General features: G+C 67.3%; 20 protein-coding genes. 9 read left to right on the top strand and 11 right to left on the bottom strand.

The features are described from left to right. Nucleotides 1-13: 13 nt before the first annotated feature. The 3 genes from Q3A80_RS29020 to Q3A80_RS29010 all read left to right on the top strand — a co-directional run bounded on the left by Q3A80_RS29020 (nt 14) and on the right by Q3A80_RS29010 (nt 1,737). Entirely contained in the window at nt 14-658 is a 645-nt protein-coding gene (locus Q3A80_RS29020; protein ID WP_446332241.1) for a response regulator, read from the top strand. Nucleotides 659-997: 339 nt separating this feature from the next. Beyond that, a complete protein-coding gene (locus tag Q3A80_RS29015; protein ID WP_446332240.1) occupies nt 998-1,483 on the top strand; it encodes a DUF2778 domain-containing protein in 486 nt (161 codons plus the stop codon). A 29-nt stretch (nt 1,484-1,512) separates the two neighbouring features. Continuing rightward, nucleotides 1,513-1,737: a hypothetical protein gene (locus tag Q3A80_RS29010; RefSeq protein WP_446332239.1), complete on the top strand. Its 225-nt coding sequence runs from the start codon at nt 1,513-1,515 to the stop codon at nt 1,735-1,737. Nucleotides 1,738-2,025: 288 nt separating this feature from the next. Here the strand turns inward: Q3A80_RS29010 and Q3A80_RS29005 are convergent, their stop codons facing one another. Continuing rightward, nucleotides 2,026-2,622, bottom strand: coding sequence for an MlaC/ttg2D family ABC transporter substrate-binding protein (locus Q3A80_RS29005; protein ID WP_446332238.1), 597 nt, complete (start codon nt 2,620-2,622; stop codon nt 2,026-2,028). Between the two features lie 328 nt (nt 2,623-2,950). Between Q3A80_RS29005 and hpnN the strand changes: the two genes are divergently transcribed. Next, nucleotides 2,951-5,584 carry a hopanoid transporter HpnN gene (hpnN, locus tag Q3A80_RS29000; RefSeq protein ID WP_446332237.1) on the top strand — a complete coding sequence of 878 codons (2,634 nt, stop codon included), beginning with the start codon at nt 2,951-2,953 and terminating at the stop codon, nt 5,582-5,584. Next, entirely contained in the window at nt 5,577-6,584 is a 1,008-nt protein-coding gene (locus Q3A80_RS28995) for an MlaA family lipoprotein (RefSeq protein WP_446332236.1), read from the top strand. The genes hpnN and Q3A80_RS28995 overlap by 8 nt, the downstream gene beginning before the upstream one ends. 111 nt (nt 6,585-6,695) lie before the next feature. Here Q3A80_RS28995 and Q3A80_RS28990 read toward each other — a convergent pair whose 3' ends face one another. The 5 genes from Q3A80_RS28990 to Q3A80_RS28970 all read right to left on the bottom strand — a co-directional run bounded on the left by Q3A80_RS28990 (nt 6,696) and on the right by Q3A80_RS28970 (nt 12,093). Further along, a complete protein-coding gene (locus tag Q3A80_RS28990; protein WP_446332235.1) occupies nt 6,696-7,403 on the bottom strand; it encodes a phosphorylase in 708 nt (235 codons plus the stop codon). Between the two features lie 3 nt (nt 7,404-7,406). Next, nucleotides 7,407-9,380, bottom strand: coding sequence for a squalene--hopene cyclase (shc, locus tag Q3A80_RS28985; RefSeq protein WP_446332234.1), 1,974 nt, complete (start codon nt 9,378-9,380; stop codon nt 7,407-7,409). 15 nt (nt 9,381-9,395) lie between these two features. After that, the gene (hpnE, locus tag Q3A80_RS28980) at nt 9,396-10,649 is read right to left on the bottom strand and encodes a hydroxysqualene dehydroxylase HpnE (RefSeq protein WP_446332233.1); all 1,254 of its coding nucleotides are present in this window, start codon (nt 10,647-10,649) and stop codon (nt 9,396-9,398) included. 4 nt (nt 10,650-10,653) lie between these two features. After that, nucleotides 10,654-11,502, bottom strand: a complete 849-nt coding sequence (gene hpnD, locus Q3A80_RS28975) for a presqualene diphosphate synthase HpnD (protein ID WP_446332232.1) — start codon at nt 11,500-11,502, stop codon at nt 10,654-10,656. Nucleotides 11,503-11,760: 258 nt separating this feature from the next. Continuing rightward, on the bottom strand, nt 11,761-12,093 hold the full coding sequence (locus Q3A80_RS28970; RefSeq protein WP_446332231.1) for a hypothetical protein: 333 nt from the start codon (nt 12,091-12,093) through the stop codon (nt 11,761-11,763). A 178-nt stretch (nt 12,094-12,271) separates the two neighbouring features. Here Q3A80_RS28970 and Q3A80_RS28965 point away from each other — a divergent pair, with 178 nt between their 5' ends. Continuing rightward, nucleotides 12,272-13,156, top strand: a complete 885-nt coding sequence (locus Q3A80_RS28965; protein WP_446332230.1) for an alpha/beta fold hydrolase — start codon at nt 12,272-12,274, stop codon at nt 13,154-13,156. A 47-nt stretch (nt 13,157-13,203) separates the two neighbouring features. Here the strand turns inward: Q3A80_RS28965 and Q3A80_RS28960 are convergent, their stop codons facing one another. The 3 genes from Q3A80_RS28960 to Q3A80_RS28950 are packed head-to-tail and all read right to left on the bottom strand — an operon-like array spanning nt 13,204 to nt 15,138. After that, the gene (locus tag Q3A80_RS28960; RefSeq protein WP_446332229.1) at nt 13,204-14,154 is read right to left on the bottom strand and encodes a GGDEF domain-containing protein; all 951 of its coding nucleotides are present in this window, start codon (nt 14,152-14,154) and stop codon (nt 13,204-13,206) included. After that, the gene (locus tag Q3A80_RS28955; RefSeq protein ID WP_446332228.1) at nt 14,151-14,777 is read right to left on the bottom strand and encodes a chemotaxis protein CheC; all 627 of its coding nucleotides are present in this window, start codon (nt 14,775-14,777) and stop codon (nt 14,151-14,153) included. The genes Q3A80_RS28960 and Q3A80_RS28955 overlap by 4 nt, the downstream gene beginning before the upstream one ends. Beyond that, a complete protein-coding gene (locus tag Q3A80_RS28950; RefSeq protein WP_446332227.1) occupies nt 14,770-15,138 on the bottom strand; it encodes a response regulator in 369 nt (122 codons plus the stop codon). The genes Q3A80_RS28955 and Q3A80_RS28950 overlap by 8 nt, the downstream gene beginning before the upstream one ends. A 470-nt stretch (nt 15,139-15,608) precedes the next feature. Between Q3A80_RS28950 and Q3A80_RS28945 the strand changes: the two genes are divergently transcribed. Next, nucleotides 15,609-17,849: a response regulator gene (locus tag Q3A80_RS28945; RefSeq protein ID WP_446332226.1), complete on the top strand. Its 2,241-nt coding sequence runs from the start codon at nt 15,609-15,611 to the stop codon at nt 17,847-17,849. 46 nt (nt 17,850-17,895) lie between these two features. Here Q3A80_RS28945 and Q3A80_RS28940 read toward each other — a convergent pair whose 3' ends face one another. Further along, nucleotides 17,896-18,450: an NADPH-dependent FMN reductase gene (locus tag Q3A80_RS28940; protein WP_446332225.1), complete on the bottom strand. Its 555-nt coding sequence runs from the start codon at nt 18,448-18,450 to the stop codon at nt 17,896-17,898. A 380-nt stretch (nt 18,451-18,830) separates the two neighbouring features. Between Q3A80_RS28940 and Q3A80_RS28935 the strand changes: the two genes are divergently transcribed. Next, nucleotides 18,831-19,427, top strand: a complete 597-nt coding sequence (locus tag Q3A80_RS28935) for an RNA polymerase factor sigma-70 (protein ID WP_446332224.1) — start codon at nt 18,831-18,833, stop codon at nt 19,425-19,427. Further along, nucleotides 19,408-19,638 carry a zf-HC2 domain-containing protein gene (locus Q3A80_RS28930; protein WP_446332223.1) on the top strand — a complete coding sequence of 77 codons (231 nt, stop codon included), beginning with the start codon at nt 19,408-19,410 and terminating at the stop codon, nt 19,636-19,638. Before Q3A80_RS28935 ends, Q3A80_RS28930 begins: the two co-directional genes overlap by 20 nt. Before the next feature lie 460 nt (nt 19,639-20,098). Here Q3A80_RS28930 and arsC read toward each other — a convergent pair whose 3' ends face one another. Then, a complete protein-coding gene (arsC, locus tag Q3A80_RS28925; RefSeq protein ID WP_446332268.1) occupies nt 20,099-20,455 on the bottom strand; it encodes an arsenate reductase (glutaredoxin) in 357 nt (118 codons plus the stop codon). Nucleotides 20,456-20,935: the final 480 nt, after the last annotated feature.

Here is a 20,935-nt window from a genome sequence, read left to right as displayed (position 1 = left end):
GAGACCTTTGCCCATGAGCGCCCCCGACCCCGCCCGGCCCGCTGCCAGACTGCTGCTCGTCGACGATCACCCGTTGGTGCGCGACGGCCTGCGGATGCGGCTCGAGGCGGCGGACCTGTCCGTCGTCGGCGAAGCCGGCAATGCCGAGGAGGCGCTTGCGCTCGCCGCGTCGCTCGAGCCCGATCTCGCGCTGATGGACGTCGGCATGAACGGAATGAACGGCATCACGCTCGCGGGCGTGTTCCACGAGCGCTTTCCGGCGATTCGCGTGCTGATGCTGTCGATGCACGACAACATCGAGTACGTGACGCAGGCCGTGCGCGCCGGCGCGAGCGGTTATCTGCTGAAGGATTCGCCGGCCAGCGAGATCGTGCGCGCGATCGGCGCGGTGCTGGCCGGGCAGACGTTCTTCAGCGAAGGGCTCGCCGCGCGGATGATCCAGGCGAGCGCGACCGCGTCGCCGCTCGACCGGTTGACGCCGCGCGAACGCGACATCCTCGATGCGCTGGCCGAGGGGCTGTCGAGCAAGCAGATCGCGCAGCAGACGGGGCTGTCGGTGCGCACGGTGGAAACGCACCGGCTGAACCTGAAACGCAAGCTCGACATCGAGGGGCAGGCGGAGCTGATCAAGTTCGCGGTCGAGCATCGGCGGCGGTAGGGCGGATTGCCAGCCGATTTTTTACATTCACCCGTTTGATATGGATGTTCGACGTGGCGAGCCACACCCATCTAGTGTGAGGCCATCGTCACGTGTTACGCGATGCAGTGGAGCAGCACCGCTTGACCTACTTGACGCGAGTGACAGCGGCCATGATTGCGCGCACAGTCCGTAACATTTTTCGGCTGCCCCACGCCGTCGCTTCCCGGCGGTAGCCATAACAGTTGGGGACGATTTCACCGAGGACGTCAACCTGATCGCCGTGCCCAGACGGACTACCGAATTGAGTGACCGAGGTTCGTCTGATACGTTCCGTCCAAATCAACTGCGGGATCCCTCATGTCAGCGTCATGCACCTTCGTCCTGAACGGGCGGCCAATTTCCACCCCTTCCTGTGTTGGCGTCCGTCCCGTACCGGCGTTCAGCGGAATGCCGGACGATCGCAACAAACCGGAAGCGATCGTGAAACCGAAGTCAGGTCCTTTGCCCCGAGGCTTGTATTACGTCGTCGATCGACAGTCGGGCGGGCGCCTGGGATGGCTCTATGACTTCGTACGTGCGAACTTGTATGGAACCGACCGCGATAGATGGTTTGCGCTGTACCGTGCCGACGGGACAATTGACGATTGGACAACCGTGAACGGTGTGCGTCGCGGCGCATTCCGTCTGCATCCGAACGGCCCGCTCGGACGCAGCGAAGGCTGCATCACCGTGAAGGATGCGCAAGACTTCGAACGGTTATCGGCGCACCTTCGGGCATGGGGCGCAACGTTGCCGATCCCCGGGAGCAACGTCAAGGCATACGGAATAGTCGAGGTGCAGTAATGACGCGCGCGCGATATGGCCTCAACATCTTGGCAACCCTCATTCTCGGTACGCTACTCGCACGCTGGTTCGTCCATCTGCCAATCGAAACGCGCATTCCCGTGGCAATCGAATCGGCGCTGGCGTTTTTCGGGGTCGACACCATTGCTCTTGCCGACGACATCGATGGGATCGGGCTCCTGCTCGTATTGGCCGTCTGTCTCGTCGTGGCCGGCTTAGCTGTTTGGGGCGTTAACCGGGTAGTTCGGCGCTAGGGAACGACCGACGTGCATGGGTTCATGCGGGCGCGGGCAATTTGCGCGCGCAACGAGCCGGCATCCGCTCGCCCCAACATCGCAGAGGAACCGACATGAAGGGGGCTTCGCACCCTTCGTGGAAGGAACGGGTTCTACCGTGTTCGCTGCGCTTTTATGCGCCAGCTATTGATTTCCTGGGGGCGAGGTCGACGGACGCTGCTCGATGTCAAACGCCCCGGCTGCATCCGCGGCCGGGGCGTCATGATTTCACTGTCTCATTCCGGTCGCGACTCGCGTCGGAGATGCTCAATTCGTCCGCGAGTTGTGCTTCTGCAGATACGCGATCAACCCGTCGACGCCGCCCGACGCGAGCTGGCTCTTGAACTGGCCCTGGTAGACCTGGATCAGCCACGCGCCCGACATGTCGATGTCGTAGATCTTCCAGTCGTTGCCGACCTTGCCGAGCCGGTAGCCGACCGACTGGCTGTCGCCCGGCGTCGTGACCGTCGACTGCACCAGCGCGTCGGCGCCCGACGCGCCGCCCGCCTTGAACGAGAACTTCGCATCCTGGCTGCCGAGCTGCGCGAGCGACGCGGCATACGTGCGCGTCATCAGCAGCTTGAACTGCTTGTACAGCTCCTGCTGCTGTTGCGGCGTGGCCTGCTTCCACGCATCGCCGACCGCGATGCGGGTCGTGCGCTCGAAGTTCGTCGCGGGCAGGAAGCGCTGCTCGACGACTTGCGTGACTTTCGCCATGTTGCCGCCGCGCGCGGCCGGATCGGCCTTCATCGCGTTGACGGTGCCCTCGACCGCATTGCGGACGACGTCGACCGGCGCGCTCTGCGCGAAAGCGGAAACCGACACGGCAGCCGCCGCGACGAAAGCAAACAGATGACGTTTCATACTGATATTCGCACTCGATGAGAAAAAACGGCCGGCGAATCGCCTGCATTGCATCGGCCGGTGGGTCGAAGTATAGCGGCCCGCACGCCCGCCTGCCGCGCCGTGACCGACTGTTACCTTTGAGCCCCTTTTGTCACAGGGCCGCCGCGGCCGCGATCCGCACCGATTATGTAAGCATCCCCTTACCAATCGTCGGATCTTTCGCGCCGATTCCTTCACGGCAGAGCAAATATCCTTCCCGCCCCTTTACGTACCAACGTTGCGACCGACGCCACGCTGCGCCGGTATACTCGTTGCTTTGCCCTTGCCAGCCCCTCCCCGCCGCCACATGGTGACATCTCTCATCGTCCGACTCGTCGCATGGTCGGTACGCCGCCCCGTCTGGGTCGTCGTGCTGTCGCTCGTCATTGCCGCGTTCAGCGGCGTGTATGTCGCGCAGCACTTCAAGATCAACACGGACATCAGCAAGCTCGTCGACGCCGAGCCGCAATGGGCATCGCTCAGCAAGGCCGTCGACCAGGCGTTCCCGCAACGCAACGGCACGATCCTCGCGGTAGTCGAAGCGCCCGCGCCCGAATTCGCGACGGCCGCCGCGCACACGCTCACCGAAGCGCTGCAGAAGCAGGCCGATGCGGGCCATATCGGTCAGGTCGGCGAACCGGGCGGCGGCCCGTTCTTCGAACACAACGGGCTGCTGTTCCTGTCGCCGCAGGAAGTGTCGGATACGACGTCGCAGCTCGCGAGCGCGCGGCCGCTCGTCAACGAGCTCGCGAAGAATCCGAGCCTCACCGGGCTCGCGACCACGCTGTCCACCACGCTCGGCCAGCCGCTGCTGACCGGCCAGGTGAAGCTGCCTGCGATGGCGAAGCTGCTCTCGCGCAGCGCCGCGACGGTCGACGACGTGCTGGCCGGCAAGCCGGCCGCGTTCTCGTGGCGCGGGCTGGTCGACAGCGATGCCGCGCGCCAGCCGGCGCGCGCGTTCGTCACCGTGCAGCCGGTCGTGAACTACGGCGCGCTGAAGGCCGGTGCCGCCACGAGCGAGGTGATCCGCGACACCGCGCGCACGCTCGATCTCGAGAAACGCTACGGCGCGGTCGTGCGCCTGACCGGCGAACAGCCGCTCGCCGACGACGAATTCGCATCGGTCGAAGACGGCGCGGCGCTCAACGGCGTGCTCACGCTGCTCGCCGTGCTCGTGATTCTGTGGCTCGCGCTGCGCTCGAAGCGGATGATCGGCTCGGTGCTCGTCACGCTGTTCGTCGGCCTCGTCGTGACCGCCGCGCTCGGCCTCGCGATGGTCGGCTCGCTGAACATGATTTCGGTCGCGTTCATGGTGCTGTTCGTCGGCCTCGGCGTCGACTTCTCGATCCAGTACGGCGTGAAATACCGCGAGGAACGCTTCCGCGACCCGCGCATCGACCACGCGCTGATCGGCGCCGCGCACTCGATGGGCATGCCGCTCGCGCTCGCGACCACGGCCGTCGCGGCGAGCTTCTTCTCGTTCATCCCGACTGCCTACCGCGGCGTGTCCGAACTCGGGCTGATCGCGGGCGTCGGGATGTTCGTCGCGCTGCTGACCACGCTGACGCTGCTGCCCGCGCTGCTGCGCCTGTTCGCGCCGCCCGGCGAATCGAAGACGCCGGGCTTTCCGTGGCTCGCGCCGGTCGACGATTTCCTCGATCGCCATCGCAAGCCGATCCTGATCGGCACGCTCGCGGTCGTGATCGGCGCGCTGCCGCTGCTCGCGTTCCTGCACTTCGACTTCAATCCGCTGCACCTGAAGGATCCGCACAGCGAATCGATGGCGACGCTGCTCGCGCTGAAGGATTCGCCCGAAGCAGCGGTCAACGACGTCACGCTGCTCGCGCCGTCGCTCGCCGAAGCCGACGCGGCCGCGAAGCGCCTCGACGCACTGCCGGAAGTCGGCCGCACGACGACGCTCACGTCCTTCGTGCCGGCCGACCAGCCGGCCAAGCGCGCGGCGATCGCCGCGGCCGCGAGCGAGCTGCTGCCCGCGCTGACGCAGCCGGCCGCGCCGCCCGCAACCGACGCGCAGCGCGTCGCCGCGCTCAAGCGCGTGTCGGACCTGCTGAGCTACGCGGCGGAAGATCACCCGGGCCCGGGCGCGTCGGCCGCGCAGCATCTGTCGGCCTCGCTCGCAAAGCTGGCCGCGGCCGACAGCGGAACGCGCGATCGCGCCGAACGCGCGTTCTCCGACACGCTGCGCATCGCGCTGAACCAGCTCGCGACGCTGCTGCAGCCGCAGGAGATCACGCGCGAATCGCTGCCGCCGCAGCTCGTGCGCGACTGGGTCGCGCCGGACGGCCACGCGCTCGTGCAGATTTCGCCGAAGGTGCCGAAGGGCGTCGACCCGAACGACGACACGATGCTGCGCCGCTTCGCAAAGGCCGTGAAAGCCGCGGAGCCGGGCGCGATCGGCGGCCCGATCTCGATCCTGCATTCGGCCGATACGATCATCAACGCATTCCTGCACGCGGCGCTGTGGTCGATCATCTCGATCACGGTCCTGTTGTGGATCACGCTGCGCCGCTTCGGCGACGTGCTGCGCACGCTGGTGCCGCTGCTCGTGTCCGGGCTCGTCACGCTCGAGATGTGCGTCGTGCTCGGCATGTCGCTGAACTTCGCGAACATCATCGCGCTGCCGCTGATGCTCGGCGTCGGCGTCGCGTTCAAGGTGTACTTCGTGATGGCGTGGCGCGCGGGGCAGACGGGCCTGCTGCACTCGAGCCTCACGCACGCGGTGCTGTTCAGCGCCGCGACAACGGCAACCGCCTTCGGCAGCCTGTGGCTGTCGCATCATCCGGGCACGTCGAGCATGGGCAAGCTGCTCGCGCTGGCGTTGACCTGTACCCTGATCGGCGCCGTGGTGTTCCAGCCCGTCCTGATGGGCAAACCGCGCGTCAAACGCGCCAAGAACCAATCGCAAGGAAACAATGAATAAGGTGCGAATCATTGCGGCGACCGTCGCTGCCGGGGCAGTGCTGAGCGGCTGCGCGACGGGCCCGAACCGCAACCCCAACGACCCGCTCGAGCCGATGAACCGGGTGATGTACAAGGTCAACGACACGGTCGACACCAACATCGCCGTGCCGATCGCGAAGGGTTACCAGAAGATCACGCCGACACCCGTGCGTACCGCGATCAGCAACTTCTTCTCGAACATCGGCGATCTCGGCAACATGGCGAACAACCTGTTGCAGTTGCGCATCACCGATGCGACGCAGGATCTGATGCGCGTGGCAATGAACTCGGTGTTCGGCGTCGCCGGCCTGATCGACATCGCGACGCCGGCCGGGCTGCCGAAGCATCACCAGGACTTCGGGCTGACGATGGCGCGCTGGGGCATGCCGTCCGGCCCGTACCTCGTGCTGCCCTTGTTCGGGCCGAGCACGATCCGCGACGGCGTCGGCCGTGCGGTGGACGTCCGCTTCAACCTGCTCAACTACATCGAGCCGGCCGCGCGCAATCCGATGTACATCGCGCAGTTCATCAGCGCACGCTCGGACCTGCTCGGCGCGACCGATCTGCTGAAGCAGGCGGCGCTCGATCCGTATTCGTTCGTCCGCGACGCGTATCTGCAGCAGCGCAAGTCGCTCACGTATCACGGCCAGTCGGCATCGGCCGCGGCGCCGAACTATGCGGAGCCCGGTGAAGCGGGCGCGGTGCCGGCGGCTACGCCGGCCATGCCGGGCGGCCTGCCGAACTACGAGGATCCGGGCGAGTCGGGCGGCGCGGCGCCGAACAACGCGCCGGCCGCGCCGGGGCTGCCGCAGTACGACGATCCGGGCGCGGACAGCGCGACGCCCGCGAGCGCGCCTGCCGCGGCATCGGCGACTGCGCCGGCCGGTGCGACCACCGCACCGGCCGCCAACGGCGCGCCGATCGCGCCGGCCGTGCCGACGGTACCGCCCGCGCCCGCGAGCAGTCCGGCCGCGCAGTAACGCGGCCACGCCGTCCGCCGCAAAAACGAAGAGCGCTGCATCGTGCAGCGCTCTTTTTTTGCGCGTCCGGAAAACGGACAAGGAAGGAGGAGAAGAAGCGGCGAACGCCGCTCAGACGATCCGCATCGCGCCCGCACGCTCGAACGCGTGCCGCGCCTGGATCAGCGTCGTGCGCGCCGCGCGCGCGTCGCCCGCGACCTGCAGCAGCGGGCCCAACTGCGACGGCTGCTTCAGCAGTTCGCGCAGGATCGGCAGGATCGCGGTGCTGCCGTCGTCGCGCAGGCCGGCCGTCGCCGCGCGCGGCAGCGTCCGCCACGCGGGATCGACGATCGCGCGGCACACCGCGAACGGCACGCCGCGCGACGCGGCGAAGGCCGCCGCGATATGCGATTCCATGTCGACGGCGAGCGCACCCTTCGCGCGATGCAGCGACGTCTTTTCCTGCTCGCTGATCACCGGCGCGCCGACCGCCGCCATCGTGCCGCGCGTGACGCGCGCCCACACCGGCGTGTCGTGCAGCGCGGCGACGAGGCGCGCGCTCCAGCCCGTATCGGTCTTCACGCGGCCGAACGGCCCGTCGATCGCGTCCGCGATCACGAGCGCGCCGGGCGCGAGGTCGGGCGCGAGCCCGCCGGCGGTGCCGAAGCTGACGATGCCCGCGCAACCGCGCGCGGTCGCTTCGGCCAGCGCGCGCTCGAGGCGGTCGGCCCGCGCGGCGAACACGGCCTCGACGCCGTGACCGCGCGCGATGCGCGCCTCGAACGCCATCCCCGTGACCGCGATGACGGGCAACGTGCCGTTGTGCTGCGTCGCCGGCACGCGTTACATCCCGACCGTCACGCGCGTCGCATTCGCGCGCTTCAGGTTGCGATAGCGCGCGAGCGCCCACAGCGGGAAGAACTTGCGATAGCCGTGATAGCGCAGGTAGAACACGCGCGGGAAGCCGGTCGCCGTGAAGCGCGTCTCGTCCCACAGCCCTTCTTCGTTCTGCTGCGCGATCAGGTAGTCGACGCCGCGCGCGACGGCCGGGTTGTTCACCTCGCCGGCCGCCATCAGGCCGAGCAGCGCCCAGGCCGTCTGCGATGCCGTGCTCGGCGCCTGCTCGTAGCCGCGGTAGTTGAGCTTGTAGCTGTCGCCGTCCTCGCCCCAGCCGCCGTCCTTGTTCTGGATCGACAGCAGCCACTGCGCGCCGCGCTTCATGCGCGGATCGTCCGGCGTCAAACCGGCCGCGTTCAGCGAGCACAGCGCCGTCCACGTGCCGTACACGTAGTTCATCCCCCAGCGGCCGTACCAGCTGCCGTCCGGTTCCTGCTCCTTCAGCATGTAGTCGAGCGCACGGCGGGCCGGTTCGCTGTTCAGCGGCGTCTCGCCGAGCTGCGACAGCATCGACAGGCAGCGGCCCGACACGTCGGCCGTCGGCGGATCGAGCAGCGCGCCGTGATCCGAGAACGGGATGTTGTTCAGGTAGTACTGGGTGTTTTCCGGTTCGAACGCGCCCCAGCCGCCGTCGCTGCTCTGCATGCCGACGACCCATTCGCGCGCACGCGCCATCGATTCGCGGTACGTGTCCGTCTGCTTGAGCTTCTGCGCGCGGTCCATCGCCATCACGACCACGGCCGTGTCGTCGACGTCCGGGTAATGCGCGTTCGCGTACTGGAACGCCCAGCCGCCCGGCCGCACGTTCGGGCGGCGCGAGATCCAGTCGCCGCGCACGTCGAGGATCTGCAGCGGGCGCAGCCACTCGAGGCCGCGCAGCACGGCTTCCTCGGCACGGGCGTCGCCGGTTTCGAGCAACGCATGCGCGGCGAGCGACGTGTCCCACACCGGCGACAGGCACGGCTGGCAATACGCTTCGTCGTCGTGCACGACGAGCAGCTTCTCGACCGACTTGCGCGCGATCGCGCGGTTCGGATGATCTTCCGCATAGCCGAGCACGTCGTACATCATCACCGCGTTGGCCATTGCCGGATAGATCGCGCCGAGGCCGTCCTCGCCGTTCAGGCGCTCGTCGACGAACGACACGGCCTGACGGATCGCGCGTTCGCGCGTGTAGCTCGGGAACAGGCCGTCGACCGCGCGCAGCGCATGGTCGACCACGCGGAAGAACGCGAACCAGCCGGGGCTCTGGTGGCCCTGGCGCGGCAGCAGCCCGGCGTTGACCGGCGGGTCGATGAACAGCTCGTCGATCCGCACGCCGCGCGGGTTCTTCGCGAGCGGGCGCTTCGCATTCAGCACCAGCAGCGGCACGATCACCGTGCGCGCCCAGTACGACACCTTCGACAGGTGGAACGGGAACCACTGCGGCAGCAGCATGATCTCGACCGGCATCATCGGCACCGCGCGCCACGGAATCGCACCGTACAGCGCGAGCTGGATCCGCGTGAACACGTTCGACATCTCGGCGCCGCCCATCGCATGGATCGCGCGGCGCGCGCGCTGCATGTGCTCGGCGTTCTCGTCGTCGCCGATCACCTTCAGCGCGAAATACGCCTTCACGCTCGCGCTGATGTTCGGCGCGCCGTCGGTAAACAGCGGCCAGCCGCCGTCGGCCTGCTGGATGCGGCGCAGATAGCGGCCGATCTTCTGTTCGAGCTCCAGGTTCGGCGTCTCGCCGAGGTAGTGGACGAGCAGCACGTATTCGGCGGGAATCGTCGAATCGGCCTCGAGTTCGTAGACCCAGTGTCCATCCGCATTCTGTGCGGCCAGCAACGCGTCGGTCGCGCGCGCGACGGCCGTGTCGAGCCCCGCCGGCACGGTGCCGGCGGACAGGTTAGCCATTTCGGTGAGATCGTTCATCGGTCCCTCTGTTGCTTATTGTGTCTGGAGCACGTCCGCGGCCAGCTGGCCGGAACGGATCGCGCCCTCGATCGTGGCGGGCAGGCCGGTGGCAATCCAGTCGCCCGCCAGCACGAGATTGGTCCAGCGCGTACGCACGGCCGGACGTTTCATTTCCTGCGACGGCACCGCCGCAAAACCGGCGCGCGGCTCGACGACGAGCTGCCACGCGGGGATGGCGTCCGGGTTCACGCCCGTCACGCGCGCCACGTCTTCCCAGATGCGCTGCGCGAGCACGTCGCGCGGCGTGTCGAGCCAGCGGCCCGCATCGCGGATCGTCGCCGCGAGCGTGCCGTTGCCGGTGCGCACCGCGTCGACGATGCCGTTCACGACGGTCGTCTGCTGCGGATTGCCGTCCTGCGTGTCGACCGCGAAATACGCGGTCACGACCGCGCCGAACGTATCGGGCGCGGCGAGATCCGGCACCAGCGGCTGCGCGACCTCCGGCGGCACGGCCAGCACGACCGCGTCGCCCGGTGCGAGATCGACGCGTTCGCCGCCGATCGTGATCGCGTCGACCGCATTGCCGTGTGCGCCGAATTCGAATGCATCGAGCCGCGAGTTCAGCCGGATCTGGGCGCCGCCGTGCTGCAGCATCCGCAGCGCGGGCTCGACGAATGCGCTGCCGAGCCCGTGGCGCGCGACGAGCGGACGACAGCCGGGGCCGCCCGCGGCGAATGTGCCGCACAGCGCCGCCCGAGCGAGTTCCGCGCTCGCATGACGCGGCTCGACGTTCAGCACGCCGAGGAAAAACGGCCGCAACCAACGATCCCACAGCACGCCGTCGCATCGCATCGTCTGTGCGAGTGAGCGGCCGGTGCGCGCGAATGCGAGCGGCGCCAGCGCGAGGTAATCGAGCGGCGTGGTGCCCGGCGCGCGCGATGCGGCGTCGAACAGCCACCACGGCCAGCGTCCGTTGCCGAAGCGCAGCGTCCAGCGCTGCTGCGACGCGACGTCGACGACCGGATATTCGGACAGCGCGGGCCCTGCGAGCTGATCGGCCGCGCCGGTCGTGCGCAGGTAGCGCTGCGTCGCGGGCTGCCCCGCGAAGATCTGGTGCAGCCCGCTGTCGAGCGTCGTGTTCAGCGTGCCGTCGAACCACGTGCGGCAGCGGCCGCCCGCGTGCGCATGCGCGTCGTGCAGCACGATGCGCCGCCCGCGGCGTTGCAGCTCGACGGCAGCCGACAGGCCCGCGAGTCCTGCACCGATCACGTGGACGGTTCTGGGCATCGGCTCAGAACAGCGCGTAGCGCGCCGCGATCATCAGCATGCGCGCCTTCGGCTTGCGCAGCGGTGCGCGCGGGTAAGCGAAACCGCGTGCGATCGCGGCATCGAGAATGCAGCGATACGCGCCCGACATGATGCGCGGCGCCTTCACCTGCGCACGCGTGCAGGTATCCATCACGGCGTCCGCTTCGCGGAAGTGCGCGAGTGCGCGCTCGACGAGCGTCGCGCACACGCGCGGCAGCGCCGGATCGCGCGCGATCGTCGCCGGATCGGCGATCGCGATGCCTTCGCGCGCGAGCAGCTCGCGCGGCAGGTAGCAGCGGTTGATCGCCGCATCGTCGTCGATGTCGCGCAGGATGTTCGTCAGTTGCAGCGCGCGGCCGAGGTGGTGCGACAGCTTGATGCCTTCCGCTTCGGGGATCCCGAAAATCCTCACCGACAGACGGCCGGCCGCGCTCGCGACGCGATCGCAGAAGAGATCGAGCGTCGGCTCGTCGGGTGCGCAGATGTCTTCGGCGGCGTCCATCGCCATCCCGTCGATCATCGCGTGGAAGTCGTCGCGCTGCAGGTTGAACGCGCGGATCTCGCGCTCGAGCGCGACCAGGTGGCGCGGCGGACGGCCGGCGAAGCACGCGTCGATGTCCGCGCGCCAGCGGTCGAGGCCCGCGTTGCGCTCGGCCCGCGGCAGGTCGCTGTCGGCGATGTCGTCGACCGCGCGGCAGAACGCGTAGACCTGGAACATCGCATCGCGCTGCACCGCCGGCAGGATGCGCATTGCCAGATAGAAAGAACTGCCCGAAGTAACGGCAGCGGCGTCGGTTTCTTGTTCGTCCACGACGAGATTGGAAACGGCCAAGACGAGCTCCACGGAGACCCCCACGCGGGGCGATTGAAGAAGCCATGCCCGGCTGGGTTGGTCAGGGCGTCAAATGCGTGCGAGATATGCGAACGATCGACGCAGACAGGCACAAATTACCGGCCGGAAGCCGGAATTGGCCGAAAGTATAGCAATCTTTGAAGTTCGATGGCGGACGGGCGCCATGCCCGGCGGGCCTTCCGAGTGCGCGTGGGCCGGGCGTGAGCAAGCGCGGCCGGCGGGGCGGTGCGCCCCGCGTCAGCCGTAGACGATGTCGCGTTGCAGGTCGAGCGCGATGAGGCCCATTTCGCGGGTCAGCTGCAGCATCGACCGGCGTTCGAGCCGCGAGCCCATGAAGCTCGTCACGCAGCCGTCCGGCTCCGCGGTGAACTGGAACGACGGGCCGCCGGTGCCGAACCACGCGCCGGGCACGTCGGGCGACTCCTGCCAGTCGATCGTGTCGAATACGCGGGCGATGCCCGCACGCACGACGTCGCTCGGGCCGATCGGCGGCGCGACGTCGCCCAGGTCGTCGAGGGAATAGGGGCCGGGTTTGTCCGGCTTCCGGTAGAACAGATAGTCGACGTTCATGGGGCGCAATCGGGAGGAAAGCGTCAAATTAGCGCGCTTCGGCGCAAATTCAAATCAGATCAGGACGAAATGTGGCCTGTACGAGACAAAAGGCTGCATCGCGACGCGCCGCGCGACGATGCTTGAACGCGCGCGGCTTCGTCTAAGATGGACATCTTTCTCGAACGACACGGACATCATGGAGACGAACGCAACCGCCACCCCGCAGTCCGACCACCCCGTCTTCGTGCTCGTGCACGGCGCATGGCACGGCGCGTGGTGCTTCGCGCACGTCGCGGCGGCGCTGGCCGCGCGCGGCTACCTGTCGATCGCGCGCGACCTGCCGGCGCACGGCATCAATGCCCGCTTTCCCGCGTCGTATCTCGCCCGGCCGCTCGACAAGGATGCGTTCGGCGCCGAGCCGTCGCCGGTCGCGAACACCACGCTCGACGATTACGCGACGCAGGTGATGCAGGCCGTCGACGACGCGTATGCGCTCGGCCGCGGCAAGGTCGTGCTGGTCGGCCACAGCATGGGCGGACTCGCGATCACGGCAGCCGCCGAACGCGCGCCGGAGAAGATCGCGAAGATCGTCTATCTCGCCGCGTTCATGCCCGCGTCGGGCGTGCCGGGCCTCGATTACGTGCGCGCGCCCGAGAACAACGGCGAGTTGCTCGGCCCGCTGATGCTCGCGAGCCCGCGCGTCGCCGGCGCGCTGCGGATCGATCCGCGCAGCGGCGACACCGCGTATCGCGCGCTCGTGAAGCGCGCGCTGTACGACGACGCGCCGCAGGCCGACTTCGATGCGGTGGCGAACCTGATGACCTGCGACGTACCGGCCGCGCCGTTCGCGACCGCGATCCCGACAAGCGCCGCGCGCTGGGGGACGATCGACCGTCACTACATCAAGTGCCTGGCCGATCGCGTGATCCTGCCTGCGCTACAGCAGCGCTTCATCGACGAAGCCGACGTGTTCGTGCCCGGCAATCCGACGCACGTGCACCAGCTGGACAGCAGCCATTCGCCGTTCGTGTCGCAGCCGGCCGTGCTGGCCGGCGTGCTCGCCGACATCGCGAAAAGCTGAACGGCGTGCGGCGAACGCGCGAAGCGGCAACGGCGGCGGCGCGGACGTCATGCGTAAGCGACCGACCGGTCGCGCCCGAGCCGCTTCGCGCGATACAGCGCGGTGTCGGCCTCGTTGACGAGCACGTCGCACGCCGCCGCGCCCGCCGTCGCGCACGCGCCGCCGACGCTCGCCGTCACCGGCACGCTGACGCCTTCCGCGTCGACCGGCGTGCCGCTGATCGCGTCGCGCACCTTGTCGGCCACGAGCATCGCCTCGTCGAGATCCGTGCACGGCAGCAGCAACGCGAATTCCTCGCCGCCGAAGCGGCCGAACGTATCCTGCGCGCGCACGATCGACGCCACGCGGCGCGCCGTCTCGCGCAATACCGCGTCGCCGACCGCGTGCCCGAACCGGTCGTTGATCGTCTTGAAGTGGTCGAGATCGAACAGCAGCACCGACAGGTCGCCGCCGTAGCGCTGCCAGCGCGCGAACTCGTCGCTGAGCCGCGCCTCGAAGTAGCGCCGGTTCGCGATACCGGTCAGGCCGTCGAGATTCGCGTGTTCGCGCAGCTTCGCGACGGCCTCCTCGCGCTCGCGCTGCATCACGCTCACATGGGTGACATCCGAGATCGTCACGCACACGGCCTCGACTTCGCGGCCGCGCGTGAGCGGCATGAACGTGCAGTCCTGCTGCATGTAGTCGACGCCGCCCGTGATCGGCCGGTCGTGCTCGAAGCGAAACAGGTACGGGCGCTGCTCCCACGAGCTGAACGCGAAGCTGCCGAGCTGGAACACGCTCTCGAGCTTGCGCTGCAGCCACGCGCGCGGCAGATCGGGAAAGCAGTCGAACAGGTTGCGGCCGATCACGTCGGCGGCCGGAATGCCGCTGTGGTCCTGCATGAAGCGGTTCCACATCAGCACGGTCATCGCACGATCGAGCACGAACAGGCCGAAGCCGACCCGCTCGATCACGAGGTCGCTCAGCGACGGAGCGGTGGCAGGGATCGGCGCGTTCATAGCGCGGACAGCAACGCGTCGAGCGCATCGCCCATCAGCCGGATCGAATCCTCGGCCATCAGCATCACGAAATGTGCGCGGAACGCGTGATCCTCGAGCCCGAAGTTCACTTCGAGCAGCAGCGCGACGCTCCATGCAAGCGCGTTCGGCTGGAACACGTCTTCGAACGATACGTTCGCGCCGAGCAGCCCCGGCGGGAAGAACACCGGCTTGCGGCCGAGCTCGTCGAGGATCGACGCGACGCACGCGCTCATCAGCACGTTGGCGACGTCGAACACGAGTTCGTCCTGCGTCGCCATGCCCGCATACACGCCGTCGCCGAACGTACGATCCATCAGCGACATCAGGCGCGCGACGCCCGCGCTGCGGCACAGCACGATCGCCTCGCCCTTGATGTCGGAACGAAAACCCTGGCGCACGGCCGTCACGTTCTCGTGAATGCCGGTCATCTCGCGCAGCGCGTCGCCCGCGTCGGCCGCCTTCACGACGCGCACGCGCGGTACCGACAGCTCGATGAAGTGCCCGAGCAGCAGCGCGAGCCGTGCGGCGGCTCGTCCCATCGCGAGGTTGGCGATCTCCTGCAACGCGTCGCGTTGCTCCGCCGTGAACACCGATTCAGGCATACAACCCATACTCCTTGAGAATGGGCAGCAACGCGTCCGACGTCACGGGCTTGGCAACGAATGCGATCGCGCCGAGCTCGCGCACGCGTGCTTGCGCTTGCGGCTGGATATCGGCGGATACCACGATCACGAACGTGTTCAGATCTTCGTGGCGCAGTGTCTCGAGCACCTGGTAGCCGTTCATGTCGGGCATCGTCAGGTCCAGAAACATCACGGAAGCTTTGCCGTCACGATAGAGCGCCAGGGCTTCGCGACCATTCGCCGCATATGCGACGTCGACGTCCCAGTCTCCCGGCAGCGCCTTTGTCAGCAGTTTGCGAGCGAGCAGGGAATCGTCGGCAATCACTATCGGCAAAGGCATGGCGGCGAAGCGGTATACGGAATGGTCTCTCTCGCGTTAACGACCGCGCGGCGCGCTTCTTGAGGGCGCCATGCAATCAAGCGCGGGCAACCGCCTGGCGGCCGCGCGCGGGCATCGCGGCACGAAGCACGCGACGCACCGCGCCGCAAACGCCGGCGGGCGCATATATCTGTCATAGGGAAAGCAAGGCGCGATTCTCTGAGTAAACCGGAGGCGGTGCAACTCGCCATTTTTCACCATTTCGAACAGAATCGCTTCGATTCCCTGTCATTCCGAAAACAGCCGCGACCATTTTCGAGATAAGCCCGCAAAATTTTTCTTTGTGTACGTTTGCGCTGCCGGATTCATAGCGTTTTCATTCTTTCATTCCGTTCCTGTCGGAATCAACAGGTTGTCCATGTGCGCTGGCGTACGGCGGCCGCGCGCAACTCGTTTATGATTGAACACCTCCGCTTCGCCCGCTTGCTTCGATGACGTCCGAACGTCCCGCCGACTCCCGCCCGCCTGCTTCTCCGCCTGCCGACGACTGGCAGGACGACGGCAACTATTCGTCCGGCGCGCCCGAGCACGATTTCGCGGTCCGGCGCGTGACGCTGATCGTGCTGCTGGTCGCGGCGATCGTGCTGCCGTGCATCTACGTGTCGGTCATGGCGTACAACGACCTGAAGGCGCGCGAAGCCGCCGCGAGCGACGTGACGATGCGCACCGTGCGCGTCGCCGAGGAGCACGCGCTCAAGGTGTTCGACCTGAGCGAAACACTCGATGCGCGCATCGTCGACCTCGTGCAGGACATGGACGACGCCGCGGTGCGCCGCCAGGAAGCCGACATTCACGACGCGCTGAACACGATCGGCGGCGGCTATCCGCAGGTGGCCGCGGTGTCGATCTTCGGCGCGAGCGGGATGCTGCTCGCGAACAGCCTCTACTATCCGGCGCCCTATGCGTCGATCGCGAACCGCGACGACTTCGCCGGCATCCGCGACGGCAAGGTCATCGAACATATCTCGCGGCTGATGATGGGGCCGCTCAAGCTCGAGAACATCCCCGTGTTCAACACCGGCGTCGCGCGGCGCCATAGCGACGGTTCGTTCGCCGGGATGGTGTCGATCGCGCTGAAATCGTCATACTTCAGTGCGTTCTACCGCGACCTGCTCGGCGGCGCATCCACGCCGATGACGATGGCGCTCGCGCGCTCCGACGGCGCAGTGATCGCGTCGTATCCGCCGCCGCCGTCGCTCGCGCACACCGATCGCGCGGCGACCTTCGGCGACGCGCACAACGATCCGCGCGCGGGCGTCGTACGCGTGGGCCACGGCACCGGCAGCGAGATCGTCGCGTACCGGCAGGTCGGCAGCTATCCGGTATACGTGAGCTGCGCGTACCGGACCTCGGCCATCTGGCACGAATGGTACGAACACCTGAGCGTGCTGTTCCTCTCGATGTTCGCGCCGTCGGTCGCGCTGTGGTGGGTGATCTGGCTGTCGCTGAAGCGGCTGAAGGCGGAAGAGGCGGCGTGGGATCGCTGGCAGGCCGAAGCATCGATGCGCCGCTCGATCGAGTCGGCGTACCGGCAGTCGCGCAAGATGCAGGCGCTCGGCACGCTGGTCGGCAGCGTCGCGCACGACTTCAACAACCTGTTGATGATCATTTCGAGCAACGTGCAGATCGCGCGGCGGCGCGGCGTCCAGCATCTCGACAAGGAACTGGGCGCGATCGAGCGCGCACTGAAGAACGGCCAGTCGCTCACGCGCCAGTTGCTCGGCGTCGCGCGCAAGCAGCCGCTGCACAACGAAACGATCGACATCGGCCAGTGGCTCGACACGTGCCGCGAACTGCTGAAGACGTCGCTCGGCTCGAAGTCGTCGCTCGTCGTCGCGATCGAACCGGGCGTTTGGCCGATCCGGGTCGATGTCGCCGAGCTCGAGCTCGCGGTGATCAACCTGGCCGTCAACGCGCGCGATGCGATGGCGATGGGCGGCCGCTTCACGGTCGGCGCGCGCAACGTGACGCTGCGCCGCGAGGACGGCTTCCCGCTGACCGGCGATTTCGTGCAGATCTCGCTCGACGATACGGGCTCGGGCATGGCGCCCGACGTGCTCGCGCGCGCGTTCGAGCCGCTGTTCACGACGAAGGCGCAGGGGATGGGAACCGGGCTCGGGCTGCCGCAGGTGTTCGCGTTCTGCGAACGCTCGGGCGGCCTGGCGACGATCGACAGCGCGGTCGGTGCCGGTACGTCGGTGCGGCTCTATCTGCCGCGTGCGCGCGTGGAGGACATCGTCGCGCGGCCGCAGCCGGGCGCGCACGACGCCGGCGCGCACGCGGGCCTGCACGTGCTGCTGGTGGAGGACAACAGCGAAGTCGCGGCCGGCACCGAAGCGCTGCTCACGCTACTCGGTCACCGCGTCACCTATGCGCCTACCGCCGACGACGCGTTGCGCCTGATCGAGGGCGCGGCCGCGAACGACGCATTCGACCTCGTGATTTCGGATATCCACATGCCGGGCCGCCTGAACGGCATCGACCTCGCGGAAGCGATCGACCAGCGGCCGGGCAAGCTGCCCGTGATCCTCGTCACGGGTTACGCGGAAGAACTCGACCGTACGCGGACCGTCAACGTACGCGTGCTGTCGAAACCGTTCGACATCGCGCTGCTCGACGAGATCCTGCTCGGTATCCGCGATGCGCGCGATGCGCGGCACGCCCGCGCCTGACCCGCGGGCACGCGGGCCGGCGCCGGCAACGCGACACTGACGGCGATCAGGCCGCCTTCAGCATGCGCACCCAGTCGACGTAGCGGTCGACGAAGCCCTGCAGGAACTTGCGGGTGTCCTCGCTGACGATCCGGCCTTCGTCGTCGATGCGCGCCGGGTCGTGCTTGATGAACATTTCCGGCTGGCCGAGCATCTTCACGTCCAGATACGCAAGCACGTTGCGCAGGTGCTGCTGCGCGAGCGCGGTGCCGACCGCACCCGGCGACGTGCCGAGCACCGCGCCCGGCTTGCCCGCCCACGAATTGTGGCCCCACGGGCGCGAGCCCCAGTCGAGCGCGTTCTTCAGCACGCCCGGGATCGAGCGGTTGTATTCCGGCGTGACGAACAGCAGCGCGTCGGCTGCTTCGATCGACTGCTTGAAGCGTGTCGCGACTTCCGGAAAATCCGCGTCGTAGTCCTGGCTGTACAGCGGCAGTTCGCCGATTTCGACGAAGTCGAACGAGAAATCGGCAGGGGCGAGCGAGATCACGGCATGCGCGAGTGCACGGTTCCACGAACCGCGACGCAGGCTGCCGACGACGACCGCAACACGATAGGACATGGTCTTCTCCTTTCCGGTGAGTGAGGAATCGGATCGATTGATTCGAGACAGGCGACAAAGGTCTGTTTATAGGCAAGCCAGCCCGCGAACCGCCCCACGGGGCCGACCGGCCGACTTTCCACAAGGTTTTCCACAGAAATTGTGGATAACTTGGCCGTTATGGTCTGAAGTTACAAACTGCCCGCATCGCGATTTTGCGGCACTCGACGCGGGGTTCCGGCAAGCATAGCGCAGCGCGCCGGCCGGCTTCATGAATTCGTGACGGAACATGCGTTGCGGCGCGGCGTCGTGCCCAGTAAGCTGCTCGCACACCGTGACGTGGCCGCCCGGCGGCGCGCGCGCGATCCATCGCTTTCGCCTCGTAAGGCTTCCCGCTCGCCATGCTGTCCGCGTACGACGACCCTGCCTATCTCGCTCAACTCCGGCACGATCTGCTGCGCTTTGCGCGGCTGCAGCTGCGCGATGCCGACGCGGCCGAGGACGCCGTGCAGGAGGCGTTGACCGCTGCGTGGCAGCATGCGGGCGAGTTCGCGGGACGGTCGGCGCACAAGACCTGGGTGTTCGGGATCCTGCGCAACAAGCTGATCGACGTGCTGCGCGCGCGGCAGCGGACGGTGAGCCTCTCCGCGCTCGATGCGGAGCTCGACGGCGAATCCGCGCTCGATCGCGAACTGTTCAAGGAAAACGGACACTGGGCCGCACATACGAAGCCGCGACCGTGGCCGCGCCCCGAAACGCTGTTGCAGCAGCAGCAGTTCTGGATACTGTTCCAGGTCTGCCTCGATCATCTGCCCGAACATATCGGCCGCGTGTTCATGATGCGCGAATTCCTCGATGTCGAGATCGACGATATCTGCCACGAACTGACGTTGACGACGAACCATTGCAGCGTGCTGCTGTATCGCGCGCGGACGCGCCTGCGCACCTGCCTCAGCGAAAAAGGACTGACGACCGAAGATGCTGCCGGGGAAATGTAGGGACGTGACGCGACTGCTGTCGGATGGGCTCGACCGGTCGTTGACGCTTCACGAGCACATGCAGGTGCGCGTGCATCTGCCTGTTTGCAGCGGATGCCGCGCGTATCGCGGACAGATCGCGTTGCTGCGGACGGCCGCGCATGCGGCGGCGGGGTGCGGTGCGGTGGCAGATGAGGATCGGGACGAGTCGTCGGGCGACGGGCAGCGTTGAGTCGCGGGCGCGCTTGCGTGGCATGCGCGCGGAGGGGCGGGTGGCGATGTCGGGGGTGGGTGGCGAGCGATGGGCTGTCGAGCGGTGCCGCTGTCGAGTGCGCATGGTTGTTGCCGACGGTGTTGCCCGAAGCGCACGTTCCAGGTCAGCCGCGGGATGCGATTTCGGGCGATCGATCCGACTGGGTTCGTCATTGCCGCGATGCGTGGTCGAGGGTCGACGCGCCGGTAGCTGTTGATCGCGTACCCATGGTGGGCGGCGGGCGCACATGGATCCCGGTGGTTGATCCGGTGCCCCGCTTGATCGGCCGATGGAGGATCGTGGTGGCCATCGCGCTCGACCGCCGGCGGTCTGCGCGGGCGGCGACCTCGATCGTAGTGCGCGAACTCAGTCCGTTCTTCCGTCAGTCCGGCATGTTTGCGACGGCGTGATGCGATAAGAAAAATACGCCGTACAACAATTATTCAAACAGCGCGCGCACCGACTCCGGCGGCCGGCCGATTGCAGCCCTGCCTCGATACACGACGATCGGTCGCTGCAGCAGAATCGGATGCGCGGCGATTGCCTCGTACGCCTGCGCGTCGGTCAGGCTCGCACGCGCTAGATCCAGTGTCTTGTACGGCTCCTCGCCATCGCGAAGCATGTCGCGCACCGGGAGTCCAAGCTGACGATGCAGCGCTTCCAGTTCCTCGACGGTCGGCGGCGTCTTCAGATACTCGACGACGTTCACCGGCATGCCGGTCGTGTTCAGCGTTTCGACCAGTGCGAGCGTCTCGCGGGACTTCGAGCAGCGGGGGTTGTGGTAGATCGTGATCATCATTCAGGCCTGGATGGAAGAGGCCCGTATTGTAGCGAGTCTGATTGTCAGTGTTTCGGTGGGTATCGACGCATATGCGGATGCAAGTTTGAATGTCTGGTTTGGCATGCTGTGCGTCGGCAGCGCCTACCGCAGGTGGTGGGCGGGTGGTGCGTTTATGCGCATAAAGCCGGGGCTTAGCTCAGTGCGGAGCGAAGGCAATGGGCGCGGGTACTCGCGTATTGGAAGCGTGCAGTCGAATGATGGCGCATCGTCATGCGACACGATCGGTATGTCCGATTGGGCCGCGGTACGGCTTATCGGCAGGAGCTTTATGCGCATAAAGCTGCCGCTGTCGAGCCAGGGGCATGCGGACGTTCAGCGAAGGTACCCGCATTCAGATACTCGACTCGATACACGATGTGTCCGGCGCCTCACGGTCGTCGCGGGTCGTCGCGGGTCGTCGCGGGTCGTCGCGGGTCGTCGCGGGTCGTCGCGGGT

It is taken from the genome of Burkholderia sp. SR8 (assembly GCF_052851275.1).
The sequence above is the reverse complement of the archived record's forward strand: the minus strand, read 5'-3'. Positions and strand labels throughout refer to the sequence as shown.

Coding starts and splice junctions, on each gene's coding strand:
- Q3A80_RS29020 (WP_446332241.1), top strand. CDS start 14: ATGAGCGCCCCCGACCCCGCCCGGCCCGCTGCCAGACTGCTGCTCGTC.
- Q3A80_RS29015 (WP_446332240.1), top strand. CDS start 998: ATGTCAGCGTCATGCACCTTCGTCCTGAACGGGCGGCCAATTTCCACC.
- Q3A80_RS29005 (WP_446332238.1), bottom strand. CDS start 2,622: ATGAAACGTCATCTGTTTGCTTTCGTCGCGGCGGCTGCCGTGTCGGTT.
- hpnN (WP_446332237.1), top strand. CDS start 2,951: ATGGTGACATCTCTCATCGTCCGACTCGTCGCATGGTCGGTACGCCGC.
- Q3A80_RS28995 (WP_446332236.1), top strand. CDS start 5,577: ATGAATAAGGTGCGAATCATTGCGGCGACCGTCGCTGCCGGGGCAGTG.
- shc (WP_446332234.1), bottom strand. CDS start 9,380: ATGAACGATCTCACCGAAATGGCTAACCTGTCCGCCGGCACCGTGCCG.
- hpnE (WP_446332233.1), bottom strand. CDS start 10,649: ATGCCCAGAACCGTCCACGTGATCGGTGCAGGACTCGCGGGCCTGTCG.
- Q3A80_RS28970 (WP_446332231.1), bottom strand. CDS start 12,093: ATGAACGTCGACTATCTGTTCTACCGGAAGCCGGACAAACCCGGCCCC.
- Q3A80_RS28965 (WP_446332230.1), top strand. CDS start 12,272: ATGGAGACGAACGCAACCGCCACCCCGCAGTCCGACCACCCCGTCTTC.
- Q3A80_RS28960 (WP_446332229.1), bottom strand. CDS start 14,154: ATGAACGCGCCGATCCCTGCCACCGCTCCGTCGCTGAGCGACCTCGTG.
- Q3A80_RS28955 (WP_446332228.1), bottom strand. CDS start 14,777: ATGCCTGAATCGGTGTTCACGGCGGAGCAACGCGACGCGTTGCAGGAG.
- Q3A80_RS28950 (WP_446332227.1), bottom strand. CDS start 15,138: ATGCCTTTGCCGATAGTGATTGCCGACGATTCCCTGCTCGCTCGCAAA.
- Q3A80_RS28945 (WP_446332226.1), top strand. CDS start 15,609: ATGACGTCCGAACGTCCCGCCGACTCCCGCCCGCCTGCTTCTCCGCCT.
- Q3A80_RS28940 (WP_446332225.1), bottom strand. CDS start 18,450: ATGTCCTATCGTGTTGCGGTCGTCGTCGGCAGCCTGCGTCGCGGTTCG.
- Q3A80_RS28935 (WP_446332224.1), top strand. CDS start 18,831: ATGCTGTCCGCGTACGACGACCCTGCCTATCTCGCTCAACTCCGGCAC.
- Q3A80_RS28930 (WP_446332223.1), top strand. CDS start 19,408: ATGCTGCCGGGGAAATGTAGGGACGTGACGCGACTGCTGTCGGATGGG.
- arsC (WP_446332268.1), bottom strand. CDS start 20,455: ATGATCACGATCTACCACAACCCCCGCTGCTCGAAGTCCCGCGAGACG.